The 17,647-nt window shown below is 64.7% G+C and carries 13 protein-coding genes; 7 read left to right on the top strand and 6 right to left on the bottom strand.

Features of this window, described 5'->3' with window-relative positions; all coding sequences use genetic code 11:
- Position 1 precedes the first annotated feature (1 nt).
- Positions 2 to 1,123: a glycerate kinase gene (locus F623_RS0104895; protein ID WP_018868354.1), complete on the top strand. Its 1,122-nt coding sequence runs from the start codon at positions 2 to 4 to the stop codon at positions 1,121 to 1,123.
- A 133-nt stretch (positions 1,124 to 1,256) separates the two neighbouring features.
- Positions 1,257 to 3,785, top strand: coding sequence for an EAL domain-containing protein (locus F623_RS0104900; protein WP_018868353.1), 2,529 nt, complete (start codon positions 1,257 to 1,259; stop codon positions 3,783 to 3,785).
- Positions 3,786 to 3,820: 35 nt separating this feature from the next.
- On the opposite strand, the gene F623_RS0104905 is transcribed toward F623_RS0104900, so the two are convergent.
- Together F623_RS0104905 and F623_RS0104910 are read right to left on the bottom strand one after the other, a co-directional pair.
- On the bottom strand, positions 3,821 to 5,938 hold the full coding sequence (locus F623_RS0104905) for an EAL domain-containing protein (protein ID WP_019572154.1): 2,118 nt from the start codon (positions 5,936 to 5,938) through the stop codon (positions 3,821 to 3,823).
- A 39-nt stretch (positions 5,939 to 5,977) separates the two neighbouring features.
- On the bottom strand, positions 5,978 to 8,104 hold the full coding sequence (locus tag F623_RS0104910) for an HDOD domain-containing protein (protein WP_018868351.1): 2,127 nt from the start codon (positions 8,102 to 8,104) through the stop codon (positions 5,978 to 5,980).
- A 195-nt stretch (positions 8,105 to 8,299) separates the two neighbouring features.
- Here F623_RS0104910 and F623_RS0104915 point away from each other — a divergent pair, with 195 nt between their 5' ends.
- Positions 8,300 to 9,742 (top strand): P-loop NTPase, encoded by a 1,443-nt coding sequence (locus F623_RS0104915; protein WP_018868350.1) that lies wholly within the window; start codon positions 8,300 to 8,302, stop codon positions 9,740 to 9,742.
- A 30-nt stretch (positions 9,743 to 9,772) separates the two neighbouring features.
- On the opposite strand, the gene F623_RS13095 is transcribed toward F623_RS0104915, so the two are convergent.
- A complete protein-coding gene (locus F623_RS13095) occupies positions 9,773 to 9,949 on the bottom strand; it encodes a PLDc N-terminal domain-containing protein (RefSeq protein ID WP_018862204.1) in 177 nt (58 codons plus the stop codon).
- A gap of 160 nt (positions 9,950 to 10,109) precedes the next feature.
- Here F623_RS13095 and F623_RS0104925 point away from each other — a divergent pair, with 160 nt between their 5' ends.
- Entirely contained in the window at positions 10,110 to 10,565 is a 456-nt protein-coding gene (locus tag F623_RS0104925; RefSeq protein WP_018868349.1) for a YaiI/YqxD family protein, read from the top strand.
- A gap of 8 nt (positions 10,566 to 10,573) precedes the next feature.
- On the opposite strand, the gene F623_RS0104930 is transcribed toward F623_RS0104925, so the two are convergent.
- On the bottom strand, positions 10,574 to 11,122 hold the full coding sequence (locus tag F623_RS0104930) for a pyridoxamine 5'-phosphate oxidase family protein (RefSeq protein WP_018862206.1): 549 nt from the start codon (positions 11,120 to 11,122) through the stop codon (positions 10,574 to 10,576).
- Between the two features lie 97 nt (positions 11,123 to 11,219).
- Between F623_RS0104930 and F623_RS0104935 the strand changes: the two genes are divergently transcribed.
- The 3 genes from F623_RS0104935 to F623_RS0104945 all read left to right on the top strand — a co-directional run bounded on the left by F623_RS0104935 (position 11,220) and on the right by F623_RS0104945 (position 14,518).
- Positions 11,220 to 11,585, top strand: coding sequence for a hypothetical protein (locus F623_RS0104935; RefSeq protein WP_018862207.1), 366 nt, complete (start codon positions 11,220 to 11,222; stop codon positions 11,583 to 11,585).
- A 57-nt stretch (positions 11,586 to 11,642) separates the two neighbouring features.
- The gene (locus F623_RS0104940) at positions 11,643 to 11,969 is read left to right on the top strand and encodes a non-heme iron oxygenase ferredoxin subunit (protein ID WP_018862208.1); all 327 of its coding nucleotides are present in this window, start codon (positions 11,643 to 11,645) and stop codon (positions 11,967 to 11,969) included.
- Between the two features lie 446 nt (positions 11,970 to 12,415).
- The gene (locus F623_RS0104945; RefSeq protein ID WP_018868348.1) at positions 12,416 to 14,518 is read left to right on the top strand and encodes a DUF1631 family protein; all 2,103 of its coding nucleotides are present in this window, start codon (positions 12,416 to 12,418) and stop codon (positions 14,516 to 14,518) included.
- Here F623_RS0104945 and F623_RS0104950 read toward each other — a convergent pair.
- Positions 14,515 to 16,488, bottom strand: coding sequence for a SpoIIE family protein phosphatase (locus F623_RS0104950; protein WP_018862210.1), 1,974 nt, complete (start codon positions 16,486 to 16,488; stop codon positions 14,515 to 14,517). The two genes, F623_RS0104945 and F623_RS0104950, sit on opposite strands and share 4 nt — an antisense overlap.
- Entirely contained in the window at positions 16,475 to 17,542 is a 1,068-nt protein-coding gene (locus tag F623_RS0104955) for an ABC transporter substrate-binding protein (RefSeq protein WP_018868347.1), read from the bottom strand. The genes F623_RS0104950 and F623_RS0104955 overlap by 14 nt, the downstream gene beginning before the upstream one ends.
- Positions 17,543 to 17,647 lie beyond the last annotated feature (105 nt).

The following is a 17,647-nucleotide window of genomic DNA, read 5'->3' on the forward strand; positions in this document are numbered from 1 at the left end:
CGTGTTGTGTCCGGACAGCTTCAAGGGCAGTCTGGATGCGGAGGATGTGGCCCAGGCGATGGCTCGTGGCGTGCATGCCGCGAGTCCATCGACCCGTATCCGGGCCCTGCCGATGGCCGATGGTGGAGAAGGGACGGCGGAGCTGGTCAGCCACACGCTGGGATGGGCCTGGCATCTGTCCGATGTCCGTGACCCGCGCGGGCAGCATGTATCGGCGGGCTGGGGCTGCGACGACGTCACGCGGCGTGCGGTGATCGATGTGGCCTCTGCGTGTGGGCTGGGCCTGATACCCGAGGCCGAGCGAGATCCATGGAAGCTCGATACCCGTGGCGTGGGGCACCTGATCCTGGCAGCACTGGATGCGGGTGCCCGGCATGTGCTGATCGGACTCGGCGGTAGCGGCACGGTGGATGGTGGTGCCGGGATGCTGCACGCGCTGGGGGTTCGCTTCCGTGACCGCGAAGGGCGCGACCTGGATCCCGTTCCGGAGCGGCTGGAGGATGTGAAAAGTGCCGATTTTTCCGGTCTGGAGCCCCGTTTGTCGGGGCTTCGCATCACGGTGCTGAACGATGTCGACAATCCGTTGACGGGCAACCGGGGTGCGGCGGCGGTGTTCGGTCCGCAAAAAGGGCTGGCGGAGTCCGACGTCCGGCGCATGGATGCCTGCATGGAGCGCCTGGAACGCGCCATTGACGCGGCGGGGGAGCTGCGCCGCCCGGGCGCTATGCCCGGGGCGGGTGCCGCTGGAGGTCTGGGTTTCGCCCTGGCCTGTGTCCTGCGTGGACAGTCGCGTATGGGGGCGGTGTATCTGGCGGACATGATCGATCTCGATGCGGCGATTGCCGGCAGTGATCTGGTCATCACGGGCGAGGGACAGGTCGATGGGCAGACCGTGCATGGCAAGGTCGTGGCCGAGGTGGTCCGGCGGGCACGGCGCTGCTGTGTGCCGGCCGTCGCCGTTGCCGGGTCCATCGACGCCACGCCAGAGGAACTCGAAGCGGTGGGACTCGCCGACGCACGCGCTCTTTGTGATGGCACGATCACGCTGGAACAGGCCATGGACGAACCCGGGCGCTGGATCATGGAACGCACGCGTGAACTCGTGGAGGCGCGGTTGAGCTAAAGGACGGACGACTGACAGGGGTTCACGCTGTGGCCATTCATGGCACTATGCGGGGCCTGTCGCACAGGGGCGTGCATTGATTTTCTTCAACGACATCAGCAGCTGTGTGTGGAGAGCATGGCGAGCGTCGGCCATGGGCCTTCTGCTCGCCGCCACAATGTGCCTGTCGGTTGGGGTCAGCGCGGACGAGAACGTGCGCGTCGGGCTTTACGAGAATGTGCCCAAGGTCGGCACCGGCGACGACGGGGCGGCCGGTGGCGTGTTCGTGGAGCTTCTGGAGGCCATTGCCCGCCGCGAGCACTGGCAGGTGGAGTACGTCTCGTGCGAGTGGTCGGCCTGTCTGGATGCACTGGAAGCGGGCGAGATCGACCTGATGCCGGATGTCGCCCTGACTCCGGAACGTCGTGAAAGCCTTGCGTTCCATTCGATTCCGGTGGTTCAGGCGTGGAGTCAGGTGCTGGCTCCCGTCAACTCGGGCCTGGACCGCATGGAGTCACTGGAAGGCCTCCGGCTGGCGGTGCTCGATGGTTCGGTTCAAAGCGATTATCTGCGCGAGTATGCGCGGAGCGAGGGTCTGGACTGGACACTCGTACTTCGTCCCGACATGCAATCCGTGCTGGGTGCAGTCACCGCGGGCGAGGCCGACGTTGCGATCAGCAACAACTTTTATGGACGCCGTCACGCTCGTCAGCACATGCTGGTGGAAACGCCCATCACCTTTGACCAGGTCGGTCTCTATTTTGCGGCCGCGCCCGGGAGGCAGGCTGAGCGACTGGACGTCCTTGACGCCTATCTGCAGCGTTGGAAGGGTGAGGCCGGTTCGCCCTATCACCAGGCGATGGAGCAGGCTCTGGAGCCGACGACCCTCGGGAGCGAGATTCCGGCGTGGGCGTGGCCGGCCCTGGCCGCCGCTGGGGGGAGCGCGCTTGTTCTGGCGCTGATGGCGCTTTGGCTGAGGCGCACGGTGCGCGCAAGGACGCATGATTTGCGCGAAGCCAACCAGCGGCTCGAGCATCTGCTGGAGAGTGGGCCCGTGGTGCTCTATCAACTCAATGCGCAGGATTTCAAACTCCTTTGGGTAAGTGGCAATTTCCAGCGCCTGTTCGGGTTCGATCCCGAGACCGCCCTGCAACCGGGCTGGTGGGAACAACAAGTGCACCCGGAGGACCGGCCGACCGCCCTGCGCGAGAATCGGCGTCTGCTCCAGGAACGTCATATGGTCCGTGAGCTACGGCTGTTCGATGGCTGGGGCAAGCTGCGCCATATCCGCGACGAGCTGCGGATCGTGCCTGGCAGAATCCAGGGGCAGGGCGGAGCCGAGGTGGTTGGCAGCTGGACGGACCTGACCGCCAGCATGGAACAAAAGGAAGCGTTGCGGCAGATGGCGCACTATGACTCGTGCACGGGGTTGCCCAATCGCGTATTGCTGCATGATCGTCTGGGACACACGCTGGATCGGGCGCTGGCCGATGGCCAGGTTCGCTGGGTCGTGCTGATTGACCTTGACCGCTTTCGGAATGTCAACGAAACCCTTGGAACATCCGCGGGAGACCGGGTGCTGGAGGCCATGGGCGAGCGGCTCGGGCGCCTGCTGGGGCCGCAGGATACCATTTCGCGTGTGGGTGCCGACGAGTTCTGCCTGATCGTCGAGTCGCCACCGCTGGACACGGGTGCTGTCCCCTTCTTCGAGCGCTTGCTGGAGGCCCTGCGCGAGCCCAGTGCCGTTGGCGGACGCTCGCTGGTGACGACCGCAAGTGTGGGGATGGCGACGTTCCCCGAACATGGCACTACGCGCGACGAACTGCTGACAGCGGCGGAGATTGCGATGGCCGTGTCACGCAGCGTTGGTGGCGATACGTGGCATGTCTACGAGCCGGGAATGGGAGCTCAGACCGAACATCGCCTGTTCCTGGAAAACGATTTGCGTAGCGCGGTCGCCAACAATGAACTGCTGCTCTACTTCCAGCCGCAGCGGGACATGCGGACGGGCCGACTGGTGGGTATGGAGGCGCTGGTGCGCTGGCGCCACCCGCAAAGGGGAATGGTTTCGCCGGCGGAATTCATACCACTGGCGGAGGAGACCGGGATGATTCAGGCCATCGACCGTTGGGTGCTGAACGCGGCCTGTGCCCAACTGGCGCACTGGGACCAGGAAGGCCGCAAGATACCGACGGTGGCGGTGAATCTCTCGGCCCGGGAACTGCATGACGAGACTCTGGTGGCGGCGATTCAGGAGATCCTGGCGCGTCATGCTCTGGAGCCCGGCCGGCTCGAGCTGGAATTGACCGAGACCATGATGATGGAGCAGCCGGAGCGGGCCCTGGCCGTTCTGCACCGCCTGGACACCCTGGGTGTGACACTGGCCATGGATGACTTCGGTTCGGGCTACTCCAACCTGGCGCATCTGCGCCGGCTGCCGCTGCGGCGGTTGAAGATCGACCAGTCACTGGTCCGCGATATCGGCTACTCCCGCAATAACGAATCGATCATATGCGCGATCATTGCCCTGGCCGAGGCGCTGGGGCTGGATCTGATCGCCGAGGGTGTGGAAGAGGCCGGACAGCAGGCCTTCCTGCTGGGCGAGGGCTGTCGTTTCGGGCAGGGTTATCTGCTGGGTCGTCCGGCACCGGCTGACAAGGCTCTGCAAGGTATTGACGCATAGCCTGCCGCGAGGGCGGGATGTGGCTGTAACCGGACTCAGGATCGGACGGTGTGACGCCCGAAGTCCGATTCCTGTTGCAACAGGTCCGCGAGCGGGGAGGGATGGCCGAACAGGAAGCCCTGCATCATCGGGCAGCCGAGGCGGCGCAGATAGTTCTGTTGGGACGAGGTTTCCACGCCCTCCGCGATGATGTTCATCTGCAGGCCGCGCGCCATGGAAACAATCGCGTTGACAATGCAGGCCTCGCCCTCGGTGCAGATGGTGTGGGTAAAGCTACGGTCGATCTTCAGCGTGTGGACCGGGAGCTTCTGTAGATAGCTGAGAGACGAATAGCCGGTACCAAAGTCGTCCACAGCGACCTGGACCCCGGCCTCGCACAGGCGGTTCAGCTTGGCCACGGTGTCGTGGGTGTCGCTCATCAACAGGCTTTCGGTGATCTCGATCTCCAGCAACTCGGGAGGGAAGCCGGTCTCCACCAACAGGCCCAGGACGCCGTCGACAAAGTCATCACGCTCGATCAGAACCGGCGACAGATTTACCGCCAGGCGCAGATCCTTTACCCGTCGATGGGCATCGCGGATGTCGCAGACGTTGCGCAGGGTGGCGCGATCCAGGTCGACAATCAGGCGTGTGTCCTCGGCTACCGGGATGAACTCGGCCGGCCCGAGCACGCCGCGATCGGGGTGATCCCAGCGAATCAGCGCCTCGACCCCCAGGAGCTGTCCCGTCTCGCCGTCGACCTGCGGCTGGTAGAGGATGTGGAACTCTTCACGCTCAAGCGCCTTGCGCAGGTCCTGCTCAAGTTGCAGACGGTGGGGTGTGTTGCCGTGCATCTCCGGGGCGAACAGGCGGATGCCGTTCTTGCCCGTGTTCTTTTCGCGGTACATCGCGATGTCAGCGTGGCGGATCAGCGCTTCGAGCGTATCGCCCCCCTCGGGGTAGATGGCGATCCCGATGCTTGCCCCGACATACAGCTCGTGGTCCCCGCCCAGGTGAAACGGAGTGCTCAGGCTCTGCAGGATCTTTTCGGCGACCTCGACGGCCGCATTCTTGTCGCTGATCTCCGGTAGCAGCAGGGTGAATTCGTCACCGCCGAATCGCGACAGTGTGTCCCCCTTGCGGATGCAGCCGAGCAGGCGCTGGGCGACCGCCTGCAGCAGGCGGTCGCCGATGGTGTGGCCCAGTGAATCGTTGATTACCTTGAAGCGGTTGAGGTCGATGAACATCACTGCCAGCGGGTGACTGTGCCGTTGGGCCTGGGCGATGGCCACGTCGACGCGGTCGCGGAACAGGGCACGGTTCGGCAGGCGGGTGAGCAGGTCATGGTAGGCCTGAAAATTGATAAAGGCCTCGGATTCCTTGCGGTCGGTGATGTCGCGAGCGGTCCCGTAGATCAGGGTCTCGCCCGTGTCGTCGCTGGCCGCCGTGGGCCAGACCGCGACCTCGAAATAGCGCCGGGTACGGGCCATTTCACGGGGTTTCAGCGCCAGTTCCACGGAGCGGATATGGGCATGGCTGCGTCCGGCCTGTTCGAAGAAATACTCCGCCTTTTCGTGGTCATCCGGCTCCACGAGGTCCAGCACACGGGTGTCCAGAAGGTCCTGGCGGGAGTAGCCAAGCAGTTCGTGTACGCGCGAATTCACGAAACGAAAACGCCCTTCGCGGTCCAGGATGAACACGATGTCCGGGGAGTTGTTCACGATCAGCCGGTGCAGGCGCTCGGAACGCTCCAGGCGCGTGCGCATGTTGCGGTTGGCGTCTTCGAGTTCTTTCTTGTGCAGGGCATTGCGCACGGTCGCCAGCAGCTCGTCCGGCTGGTACGGCTTTTTCAGATAATCGGAGGCGCCTTCACGCAGGGCCCCGGCGACATCGTCAACCGAGGTGTTGCCGCTGATCACAACGACCGGGACCGCGAGGCCGGCGGCCTGTATGAAACGCAGGACATCCCGTCCTCCCAGTTCCGGCATGCAAAGGTCGAGCAGCAGGAGATCGGGCGGGTCGCGTCGGAGGATCTCGATGGCGGCCCCTCCGCCCGGGGCGGTTTCCACCGTGAACGTTTGTAGCTCCAGCAGCTGGCGCACGCTGTCGAGGAGGCGGGCGTCGTCGTCGACGACGAGAATGCGCGGCGATTTGGTCTGGCCGGATTCGGTCATGGGTGGCTCCCGCCGTAGGCTCGCATCATCGTTTGCGGACTATCCCTGTCCCGTTCCGACCTCTCCCGCTTCGGTTTCGCGATGCGGAAGACGAATTTCGAACCGCGTTCCTTCGCGGTCACTGTCGCAGTGGATGTGGGCGCCGATCTCGTCCGCCAGGCGGCGGACAATGCTCAGGCCCAGTCCTGCATGACTTGCGCCTTTTTGTGACTTGACCGGGCGATAGTGCGCCGCGCGAACCTCCTCGGGAAGCCCCGGGCCATCATCTGCGACAACCAGGGTTACCACGCGTTGTCCGTGAAGGTCCTCGGGGTCCCGGGTCTGCAAGCGAATGCAGCCTCCGGACTCGAGTGCCTCGGCGGCGTTCTTGAGCAAGTTGGTCAGTATCTGGCGTACATGGTCGCTGGGGACGGACAGGGGCGGGTCGCCGGGTGCCAGGTCGAGCTCCATGCGGATCCCGCGCGTGCGGCAAAGCGAATGATCCACGATCTCGGCCACGTCCTGGACCAGGCGATTCAACGTTGCCGTCGGCCCCGTGATGTCCCGGTTGGGGTCTTGCAGCCGCAGCAGGATGCGTCCGACGCGATCGATCTCTTCCTTGATCAGGGCCAGCTCGTGGTTGGCTTCGTGTTCCTCGCCCAGCTTCGCGTTCAGTACGCTCAGATAGTTCTGAATGATGCTGAGCGGGTTGCCCGCTTCGTGCAGCGTCTCGCGGATTCGCTGCTGAGTCGCTTGGTCGCTGCGCCTTCGCTCAAGCGGTTCCACGTGTGGGGTGTCGGGCGCCACAAGCGCACGCGCAATCTCGCGCGCCAGCGCCCGAATGAACTCGCTGCGCTCTTCGAGCGCCTGTGCCCGCGCCGTGTCCAGCCCGAGTATCAGTACGCCTGCCGGAGGTGCCTGGCGATCGGCCAGCAGGGGAAAGGCCCAGAGGATCTCGGCCTCGCATAACCGAAACAGTTGCTGATCGATTACCGGAGCCGCCGTTTCGGTGGCGAGTTCGTGGCGGCGCATCTCGCGTTCCAGCAGGGTGTCGGTCACGAGGCTCCGTCCGGGGAGCAGGGGCAGTGTGAAGTCGGGTTCGTCTTCTTCGTCGAGCCATGCGGAAACCGACATGCCATCGGTGTCCGTCAGGAAAATCAGGCTACGCTCGATGCCCAGCGTGAGGAACAGGGTTCGTTGGGCGGCCCGGGCCCGCTCGTGTGGGCCCTCGGTGCGGAGCATCTCGCCCGTTAGCCGTTCCAGCTCGGTCAGGTCGCGTACGCGCATCCCCAATGCCTCGCGCGCGGCCTGATCGGGATCGGTCTCGTCGCCTTGTGCCGGGTCCGGCCTCGAATCCAGCTCGATCCCGAGCGACCCCGCCACCCGCTCGACGTCGTCTTCGATCCGCTTGCGCAGCTCTCGCGTCAAGCCCTCGTTGAGGCCAAACAGATCATGTGCTGCAGCGAGCGCCGGGTCGCTCAAGTCATCGGGGTCTTCGCAGCCAAGACGGTGGGCGAGATGAGTGACCTTGACCAGATGGTGTGCATCGCGTACCTGGTCGGTGGGCTCCAGATGGAAGCGTACGGCATCGGCGACAAAGCCATTCAGACCCCACTGGCCCAGGCGCTGGGCAGCAAGCTCCGCATGGTGCTGACCGTAGGTTTCGCGTTCACGGTCCACCAGCTCGCGATCATTGGCACTGCCCTCGAGCACGGGCCAGTAACTGGCCTCGTCGGTGGCCAGGCGCATCAGCTTGCCGAGGTCGACCAGTAATCCCGCCAGGTAGGCGTCTTCGGGCCGTGGGTAGCGTGTGAGCGAGGCGAGGACCTGGCCGAGCATCGCAGTGGTCAGGGCCTGGCGCCAGATGATCCGCAGTGCACTGCGATGCCGGGGCTGGTAGTGTCCGAAAAGTTGCTGAATCGCAGCGGTCAGCGCCAGGCTGCGCACGGTGTCCAGCCCGAGGCTGAACAGGGCGCGGTCAATGGTGCGGCACGGCGAGCCGCGGTAATAGAAGGGGGAGTTGGCTGCGGCCAGGAGTCGGCTGGTCATGCCCGTGTCGCGAAGAATGGCCCGGCTCAGGGCCTCGAAATCGGCCTCGCCTGCCTGGCTGGCATCCAGAACGGAAATCAGAGCCTGGGGGAGGCTGGGAATCGTCTCCGTTTCCGTTGCCGTATACGCCGTGGCCATGCTCCTCCCCGGGGACCTGAGACGGTGCCCTTCAATTTCCCCGATCCGTGGCCGGTCCGCCGCGTGGTCCACCGCGCCGCAAAGGCCTTCTGGTTCCTGACTATACTGCTCGGACTTGCCTTGTGCCAGCGATTCCGTTAGATCAAGTGTGAGGTGTCCGTGAGGCCGTTCGAGAGGCAGGAGGCTTTGAAGCCCATGAATCACCCGGAGTCCGACAGTAACCGTACGCCGATATCGATACCCCGCGTGCTCGCGGTCACCAGTGGCAAGGGAGGGGTGGGCAAGTCCAGTATCGCGGTCAACCTGGGGATCACGCTGGCCCGGGCCGGACGCAGGGTATGTGTCCTGGATGCGGATACTGGGCTGGCAAACGTCAATATCCTGCTGGGGCTGCACCCACAAAAGGGGTTGGCGGACGTCCTGGCCGGGGAATGCCCGATCGAGGACATCCTGCTCGATGGGCCATATGGGATGAAGATCATCCCCGGGGCTTCGGGTATCCGCGATTGCGTGGAGCTGTCGGCTGCGCGGCAGCGGCGGCTGGTGACCGAGCTGGCGCGGATCGAGCAGCATTTCGATGATCTGATCCTGGATACCGCCGCGGGGATTGGCGACACCACGCTGGACTTCGTCGCGGCCGGGCATCAGGCGCTGCTGGTGATCACGCCGGAGCCGACGTCGCTCACCGACGCCTTCTCGTTGCTGAAAGTCGCGCTGCGCCGGCATCCGGTGGATTGCCAGGTGGTCGTGAACATGGTGGCCGATATCAGCGAGGCGCGTGCCGTTTATCAGCGCTTCAGCGGCGCGGTGGAAAAGTACCTGGGGATCTCGGTGGGCTTTCTCGGCTTTATCCAGCGCGATGAAAGCCTGCGGGCGGCCGTGACCTTGCAGCACCCCGTGGCGATGTTCTCGGAGCATGATCCGTCGGTGCGCCCGTTTCAGCGGCTTGCACAGGCCCTGAACGAGCTGCCCTGGGATTCCTCGAACCGCTCGTCGTTCAGCCGCTTCTGGTTTCGTCAGCTGTTGCGTGCGCCCAGGCCGGAAGAGCCCGCGGATGCGGATTCCGGGGCCGCTGCAACGGCATCGGAGCAGTTACCCGCGGAACCGGACTCCACTCCGCCTGTGGACGCGCCGGTATCGGGATCCCGCAATAGCGTGAAGGAACGATTCGAGGCCTTGCGTAAGGAGTTTCGCAGTCTGGCAAGCGAGCTCGACGAGCCGTGTGCAATGGCCGAATGGATCCAGGCACTGGAAGCCGACTACCGTGATCGTTTTGGCATCCCCGCGGTGGATCCCGAGGCCCTGATCGAGTGGATCATTCAGCATCCCGGCACCTGTGAAAGCGTGCTGGCCCGTATCCACGAGCGTCTGGATCGCCAGGGAAGCGACGAATCGGGAGACGGGGGTGTTGTCCAGGAGGGGCCTGCAACCGATAACGTCGTAACGCCGGATTTTGGCCGATATGGCCCGCTGGCGGTCAGTGAACGAAAAACGCCGATTACGAAACCCGATGCCGTACACCGCGTGGACGTGGCCGTCTTCGGGTCTCAGCAGGCTTTGCTGGAGTGGTTGCGCGATTCGCGGGCCGAAGGCCAGCTACTGATCGAGCAGCTGGAGCGACGCGGGGACGGCGACTAGCCCAGCGTCTCCCCCGGCGGGGGCCCTGGACTACTTCGGCCCGAGGAGCAGCCAGGCGATCAGGCCCAACACCGGCAGGAACAGCAGGATCAGAATCCACAGTAGCTTGACCACAGGCCCCGCCGGACTCTGTGCGGTACGGACGATGGCCCAGATCACGATGATCAGCCAGATCAGACCGAGAATTCCGGTGACTTCGATACCCATGGGGCGCTCCTTGTCGACGTACGCGGGTGCGTCGTTTCCGTTGAGCGTATCACCGTGGCACGAGGGATGGGGTCACGGCCAACCCGCAAGTGGTGGAGTGTGCCCCCGATCGCCGAACCCACTATGCTGCGGAACTTTCTCGGGCCAGCGATCGATGAGCATGAAGATATGGGTAGACGCGGACGCCTGTCCCGCGGTGATCAAGGAGATCCTGTTCCGGGCGGCCAATCGCACCCAGGTACCGCTGACGCTGGTGGCCAACCAGCCCCTGCGGACGCCGCCCTCGAAGTGGATCGACTCCCTTCAGGTCGGCGCCGGCTTTGACGTGGCGGACAACGAGATCGTGCGGCGGCTGGAGGCGGGTGACCTGGTGATCACCGCCGATATACCGCTGGCCGCCGAGGCCATCGCCAAGGGCGCCCAGGCGCTGAATCCGCGCGGCGAACTGTATACCGAGGGCACGATACGCGAGCGCCTGAGCATGCGCGATTTCATGGAGACCCTGCGTTCCAGTGGTGTGGATACGGGCGGCCCGGCGGCGTTCAGCCAGGCCGATCGCCAGGCCTTTGCCAACCAGCTCGACCGCCTGCTGACGCGTCAGGCGAAAACTCGTTAGCTGATCAATCAGTGTTTCCCTAGCGGCGTGTCCAGTCCATCGATACTGACCGCGTTCTTCTCCTCCCAGTAGCGTTTCAGGCCTTCCGGGCCCTTGCGTTCGCTCCACTCGGTCAATGTGGCGCGTGGCCGGAGCTCGCCCTCGGGGACGCCAAACCCACAGGAGGTCTGGATGCGGTGGATCTCGACATCGACGATCTGACGCGTCCCCGGATGTTCCGGAAAGGCACTGTTCAGTGCGTCCCAGTCAGCGTCGGACGGGAGCACGCTCCTGCCCTGGCCGTACAGCCGCAAAATCTTCGGTTTTCCGGAAAAGGCGCAGAACATCAGCGTGATGCGGCCGTTTTCGGCCAGATGAGCGGAGGTTTCGTTGCCCGAGCCTGTCAGGTCCAGATAGGCCACCCGATGAGGACCGAGAACGCGCAGGGTGTCCAGTCCCTTGGGGGACAGGTTTACGTGCCCGTCGGCTGCGAGGGGTGCCGACCCCACGAAGTACACCGGCTGTTCATGGATAAAGGTGGTGAGCCGTTCATCCAGCTCGGGAAAGGTCTTGGCCATCGCATTACCGCTTGCGGCAGGGTGAATCGGGACGTCGAAAGCGTGTTTCGATACCCTCGGTAGATTACTACAAGGTTAGTTCTGTCCGGAGATGCTCATGACGACTCTGCTACGCCCCCTGTCCCTGGTTCCTTTGCTGGTACTCGGTCTTTCCGCCTGTGGGGGCGGGGAGCGCGTCTCGGAGGTGACTCTGGCCCAGCTCGCAGGGGCGGCTGCCGAGTTCAACGGCGAACTGGTGCAGACCGAAGGTGTGGTCAAGCGTTTCGACGAGGATCCCGAGCGCTACCACTACTGGCTGGAGGACGAGGATGTAAACCGCGTGGCGGTCGAGCCGCACGAAGAGGTATCGGACCGGCTGGGTGAACACATCCGCGTGGTTGGACGCTTCAGTTACCACCCGGAGGAAGGGCGACTGATCGAGATCGATCCGGCCGCAACGGCGGCGCTGGACGCCAATCACTGACATGGGGAGCGTGGGCCCGGAAATGACACAACCGACTCGGAAATCTTCGGGGGAACGATGAGCGACTGGATCGACGTGGCACCGGCGGACAGTATCGAGGACGGCGACCACCGCCTGGTGGAGACGGCGGGGACCGAGGTCGCGATCTTCAACCTGGCTGGCGAGTTCTACGCGGTGGAAAACCTCTGTACGCATGAGGAGGTGCCCATCGCCGATGGCGAACTGGATGATGACGACTGCATCACCTGTCCGTTACACGAGGCCCAGTTCTGCCTGCGCACCGGCGAGGTCATGGAGCCTCCGGCGGAAGACCCCCTGACCCGCTTCCCCACCCGTGTGCATGACGGCATGGTGCAGGTGGGTTCCGAGCCGCTGGACGACTAGGGAGACGCTGATTTAATCGCGCGTCCGCGCTCGAGTCGCTTTTGCGTGGGAACAAGGCGCGGTGACGGCCGTGCAGTCATTCTGCACAAGGGAACCGCAACGCCGTTCCCGCGCCCGTTTTTGATCAACAACGGGCGGCCGAGCCCCTGCTTTCGATGGCTTGTGGGGTTGGCGCCCCCTGTTCCCCGATCCTGCGTTGCGCCCCGAATCAATCAGCAACGGGCGGGTAGAACCTCTACCCGCTGCACGACGCGCCTTGTCTCGGAAAACAGGGGGCACCAACGCGGACGTGCGATTCAATCAGCGTCTCCCTAGGTGACCCATTTCCACACCCGTTCGCGGCGAAAAACGGAAATTGTAGCTGTTATACCGCTTCCCGATCTGTACACTAGCTGCCTAACACCGGGCTAACGGCCGCGTCGCGGCCGGTCGCGAAGGCGGAACACATGGCGGGATCGGACTCGAAGGAACGAGGTCAGTACCACGACGATACGGCGATCTGGAGTGGTCTGTCGGGGCTGTCCGAGGTTCAGCGCGCAGAACTGGCGGGGGGCATCTCCCCGCGCGTGGTCGATCACCTGGACCAATGCATGGGTTGGGTCGCGTCCGAGTGGGATGCCGGCCGGGCCTGGGGGGAACACGCGGGCGATGCGGTCGAGTGGGCCAACCAGCTTCAGGCGTACCAGTACGTGCTGCGACGGGAGTTCGAAGAGGCCCTTGAGCGCGATCTGCGTACTACCACCTATCCGCCCCAGTACGATTTCTCCGGGACGCGCTATGCGGGGAATGACTCCGGTCTGCAAATCCTCGACGACTACCAGAGTACTCGGCGTTCCTTGCGTCACAAGCTCGAAGGCGTGATCCGCGAGCACAATCGCTATTCGTACTACATGTTCCAGCAGGCCGCGCGTGAGGAACATCGTTTCGAGCATCCGGGCTGGGCGCCGTGGTCACCGCTGCACTGGTACGAACGCCTGATCGAGGCGGCGGAGCGCCAGTTTGGCCGTACGGCGATGACCCTGGACCTGATGCGTGCCTATGTGCAGTGCATGGGCCGTACCGGGGCCCCGATGCTGGCATTCGTGGTGGAAACCATTGACGAGTGCGGTCTGGTCAAGGAGCCGCCGCGAAACCCGGAGACACAGACAGCGGAGAGCGTGCCCCAGCAACGTGCGAGCTGGGCCCAGTACACCGCGACCAGTAAACCGAAAAGCCCGGCGCACTCTTCCGACGATGGCGATATGGCGGCGCTGGGCCTGGGAGCCGCGGCTACTGCCGGGTCGCGCGAAATGCCGACGCCGGATGCCGATCCTGCCGCCTGGGCCCAATGGGCGCGGGGGGTGGTCCAGGCGCAGGGCATGCCTGCCAGTTCGCCCCATGCGGTCGGCGTGCCGGAAGGGGGCGGGGCTGTTCCGGGTGCCGGTGGTGCACGCACCGATCCGGAGTCCGCGGACTTTTCGCGCGAATCGCTGACGCCGTTCATCCTCGATCTGCTGCAGGGGATGTTCGATCACATCTTTCGGCAGGTCGGGTTCAACTCGCGCGTGCGGGCGGCCATCGCGGACATGCAGTTTTCGCTGGCGCGCGTGGTGATCCGGGATCTCGCCTTCTTCCGCGATCGCTCGCACCCGCTCCGGTTGTGGATCGGCAGCCTGATCAATACCGGTGTGCGCGTCAGCCCCGATGACCAGGCCGAGGGCAACGAAGCGATCGAGGCCTATCTGCAGCACATCCAGGACTCGGTGAATCGGCTGCGCCACGAGGCCGACAGCATGGATCGCGACGCCGCGCAGGCCCTGCTGGACGACTGGCTGGCGGCGATCGAGGAGGAGGATGCGCGCTGGCAGGATCAGCAGGACCTCCACATCGATCCGTTGCGTCAGGAAGAGCGCTCCGCGCGCGCCCGGCGCAGCCTGACGATCTGCGTACTGGAGACGGGTGCGGAGCTTCCGGAGCGCTCGGCCGAGCAGATCGCCGAGGCCTGGGAAGATCTGCTGGCCGCCGATGGTGACGCGGCCGAGCAACTGGACCAGACGGTGAAGGACGTGGCCAAGGCGATCTGTAATCGGGCGACCCCGCAGGAGGTCAACCCGATGGTGCAACGCATCGTCGCGACCGCGCGCGACGCCGGTGTTACCGAAGAACGCGTGAAGGCCGTGGTGCAGCACCTTGGGCAGGCGCACCTGCAACGGATCCGGGCCTCCGGGGACGAGCCCCGCTTCGATCCGCAGGAACGTATCCGGGCGCGCCGTTCCGTGCGCTTCGAGGACGACGACCCAGACCTGCTGGCGGACCAGGACGATACCTATGTGTTCGAGGCGACGCGTATTCGTATCGGTGACTGGTTCGAGTTTGCCGACAAGGCCACGGGCGAGGCACAGCGTATGGCGCTGGTCTGGCGTGGCGAAGCGACGCGGCGCTTTCTGTTCCTGTCGCTGGACGGCGTGACCAGCCGTCGCCACAGCCTGCAGGGTGTGGCGCACGAAATGCGCGAAGGCCGGATGCGCGCGCTACCGCGCGATAACCCACTGGACGCCATGATCCGCTAGCGCCGATCGGCCGGGGCATCTCCCTGGCAGGCCTCCCTGTCCCCTGGGCAGTAACGTAGCGCCAGCACGGTAATGTCATCCGCCTGTGTGGCGCCGCCGGCGAAATTCGCGACGGATTCCAGTATCGCATCGACCTGCTGTCGCGCCGGGCGCGCGGCAATTTCACCAAACAGTGTGAACAGCCGCTGTTCGTCGTAGAGACTCTGCGCCGCATCCGCCGCCTCTGTGACCCCGTCGGTGTACAGCAGCAAGGAATCGCCGGGTGCCAGCTGGACGGTGTGCACCGGGTACTCCATGTCTTCCATCGCTCCCAGGACCAGCCCCGGCGGCAGCCTCAGCCAGTCGTACGCGCCATCAGCGCGGCGGATCAGCGGCGGGTTGTGGCCCGCGTTGGCAAAGTGGACCTCGCCAGTGCCCAGATCCAGCACCCCGCACAGATAGGTTACGAACATGCCGTTTTCGTTGTTCAGACACAGCTCGTTATTGACTCGGGTCAGGATCTCGCCGGGATCGCGCGGGTCCTGCTCGGCGATGCCCTTGACCAGAGTCTTGGTCACAGCCATGAACAGCGCGGCCGGCACGCCCTTGTCGGAGACATCGCCGACGGCAAAGAACAGGGCGTTGTGCTCGCGCAGGGGGAAGAAGTCGTACAGGTCACCGCCGACCTCCTTGGCCGGTATCAGGCGCGCCGCGAGATCGATGCCCACGTCCAGGTCGGACAGGTCGAGCCGCTTGGGCAGGAAGCTCATCTGGATGTTGCGTGCGATCTTCAGCTCGCTTTCCATGCGCTCCTTGGCGGCGGTGGTCGCGGTCAAGTCATTGATGTAGTCCTTCAGCGACAGGCGCATTTCGTCCAGTGAATGGGCGAGCTGGCCCACCTCGTCGCCGGTGCGGATCGCTGGCAGCGGGCGCTCCAGGTTTCCGCGGGCGATCTCGCCGGCGCTGGTTGCCAGGCCCTTCAATGGCCGTGTAATCCCGCGCGATATGCCGATGATGGTGCCGAGCAGAATGAAAAAGCCGATTGCGGCGATGATCAGCACCCAGTGCATCACCCGCAGGATGTCCCCAAACAGCTCGCGTTCGGGGATGATCACGCCCACTGCCCAGTTCGTCTCGGGCAGGCGCACATGGTAGAGCCGTGCCGGCTCATCCAGGAGTGCTTTCGGAACGCGCGTGAATCCTTCGTCGGTACGCTGGATGTGTCGGCCCAGCTCGCGCAAATCCGGTTCACCGAGTGTCTCGGCCAGACTGAACAGGCTCTCGCGCATGATCCAGTCGCGCTGCGGGTAGGTGATAAACCGGGTGCGCGGGCTGACCAGAAAGGCGAAGCCGGTGTCAAAAATCTCCACTTCGTCGACCCGCTCGGTCAAAGCCGGCAGTTCGATGTCCATGGTGACGATGCCGCGCAGTTTGTCCGTGTCGTCGGGGTCGAAGAAAGGGCGCGAGTGGGTGGTGATCAGCCGGTTCGGGTCGGCGGCCGAGGGGAACGGTTCGGTCCAGAAGCCGCTACGCGTGAGTGCCGAGATCTGGTACCAGTCCCGAGTGAAGTAGTCGAAGTCGTCGCCGCCCAGTTTCATCCGCGCGACGCCATCCGGCGTCTCGTAGGAAAACGGGCCGTAGTAGCGCTCGTCGGGGTCGGCGGCATAGGGCTCGTAGGTGACGGCGGCGCCCTGTACGGCATCGGACTGGAGGGTCACGTCATCCAGCACCGGGAACAGGCCATCGGGCCGGATCTGTCCCGAGTTCAGGGCGCTGGCGAGGCCCTGGGCCGACCCGGCCACCTCGTTCAGCGACGAACGGATGCGGTTGGCCGTCGCGTGAGTCAGCTCGCGTGCCTGGTCCTCGGCGTGCTCCAGCATGATGTCACGCACCAGAAAATACAGCGCGCCGGAGGAAACGAAAAAAATCGAGCCGGTCGTCAGCAGGGTGACCAGCGCCAGGCGGACCGCGAGGCTCTTACGGCCGTTCATGCATCACGTCCCGGTGAAACTGTTCGTACGGCACGGGCTCCCATTCCAGGTGCCCCAGGTTGCGCATCAGACTGACGGCCAGCTGGTAGTCCTGCCGGTTCAGGCGCGGCCCCCGCAGGGTCTCGTCTTTCAGGTACAGCGGCCGTAACGCCTCCAGCATCAGACGCTGGTGGGCGCGGTTGGTCGGCTCCCCGGCGCGGATGATGCGATCCATCACCGCGTCCAGCGCAGCATCCGGATGGGCAAATGCGTGCTCCCAACCGCGCAGGGAAACCTCGACAAACGAGCGGATGGCGTCGGGATGTTCGCGCAGCGTCGATTCCAGGACGTAGATGCCGTCTTCGGCCAGGCCTACGCCGTGATCTTCCAGCGGCATGATGTCGATTTCGTCCGGGTCCAGACCGGATAGATACAGGTCCACCAACTCGTTGTACCGCGTTGCCATTGCCGCCGTGACGGCACCGGTGCGCAATGCAGCCATCGTTGCTCCCTGGTCGACCGTATCGGGCGCTACCCCGTAGGTGCGGAACAAGGCCTCCGGCTGGAGGCTGAAGCTGGCCCAGCGCGAGACGCGCTGTCCGTCGAGATCCTCCGGTACCATGATCCCGGATTCCGCCAGGGACACCAGCACCAGCGAGGAGTCCTGGATCAGTTGTGCTACGTTGACCACGTCCACGCCCTGTTCGCGGAGTTCCAGTGCCTGCGTGAGGTACAGCAGAGCCACATCGGCCTCTTCGTTGGCCAGTGTGGCGGGGGCGGGGTGCTCCGCGCCGTGCGGGAGGATTTCCAGCTCCACCCCGGCGTCCTGGTACCACCCCATGTCCTTGGCAAGGTAAAAGCCGGCGAACTGCGCCTGGGGTACCCAGTGGGGTTGAAAGCGCAGGGTCTGCGTGCCGGCCATTGCGGTGCTGGTGAAAAGGAGCAGGGCCGCCACCAGGGCAACGGCGCGGCACCGGGGGAGGCGGAAGCCATTGGCCGCCGGATTGGGGAATCGTGCGTATGCAGCGTCCATGGAGAAGGGGCAGGCCGTGACGGTCTTAGACGGCGACAGCATACCGGGGTGTCCCGGTGGGCGCACCCAGGCGCGCTCCGGGCGTCAGACGGGCGTTGTCCGGGAGTGGTGGTATCAGGGAATGTTGGGAGAGTGGCGTTCGCGTGT

Source organism: Thioalkalivibrio sp. ALD1, from assembly GCF_000381245.1.
Taxonomy (GTDB): domain Bacteria; phylum Pseudomonadota; class Gammaproteobacteria; order Ectothiorhodospirales; family Ectothiorhodospiraceae; genus Thioalkalivibrio.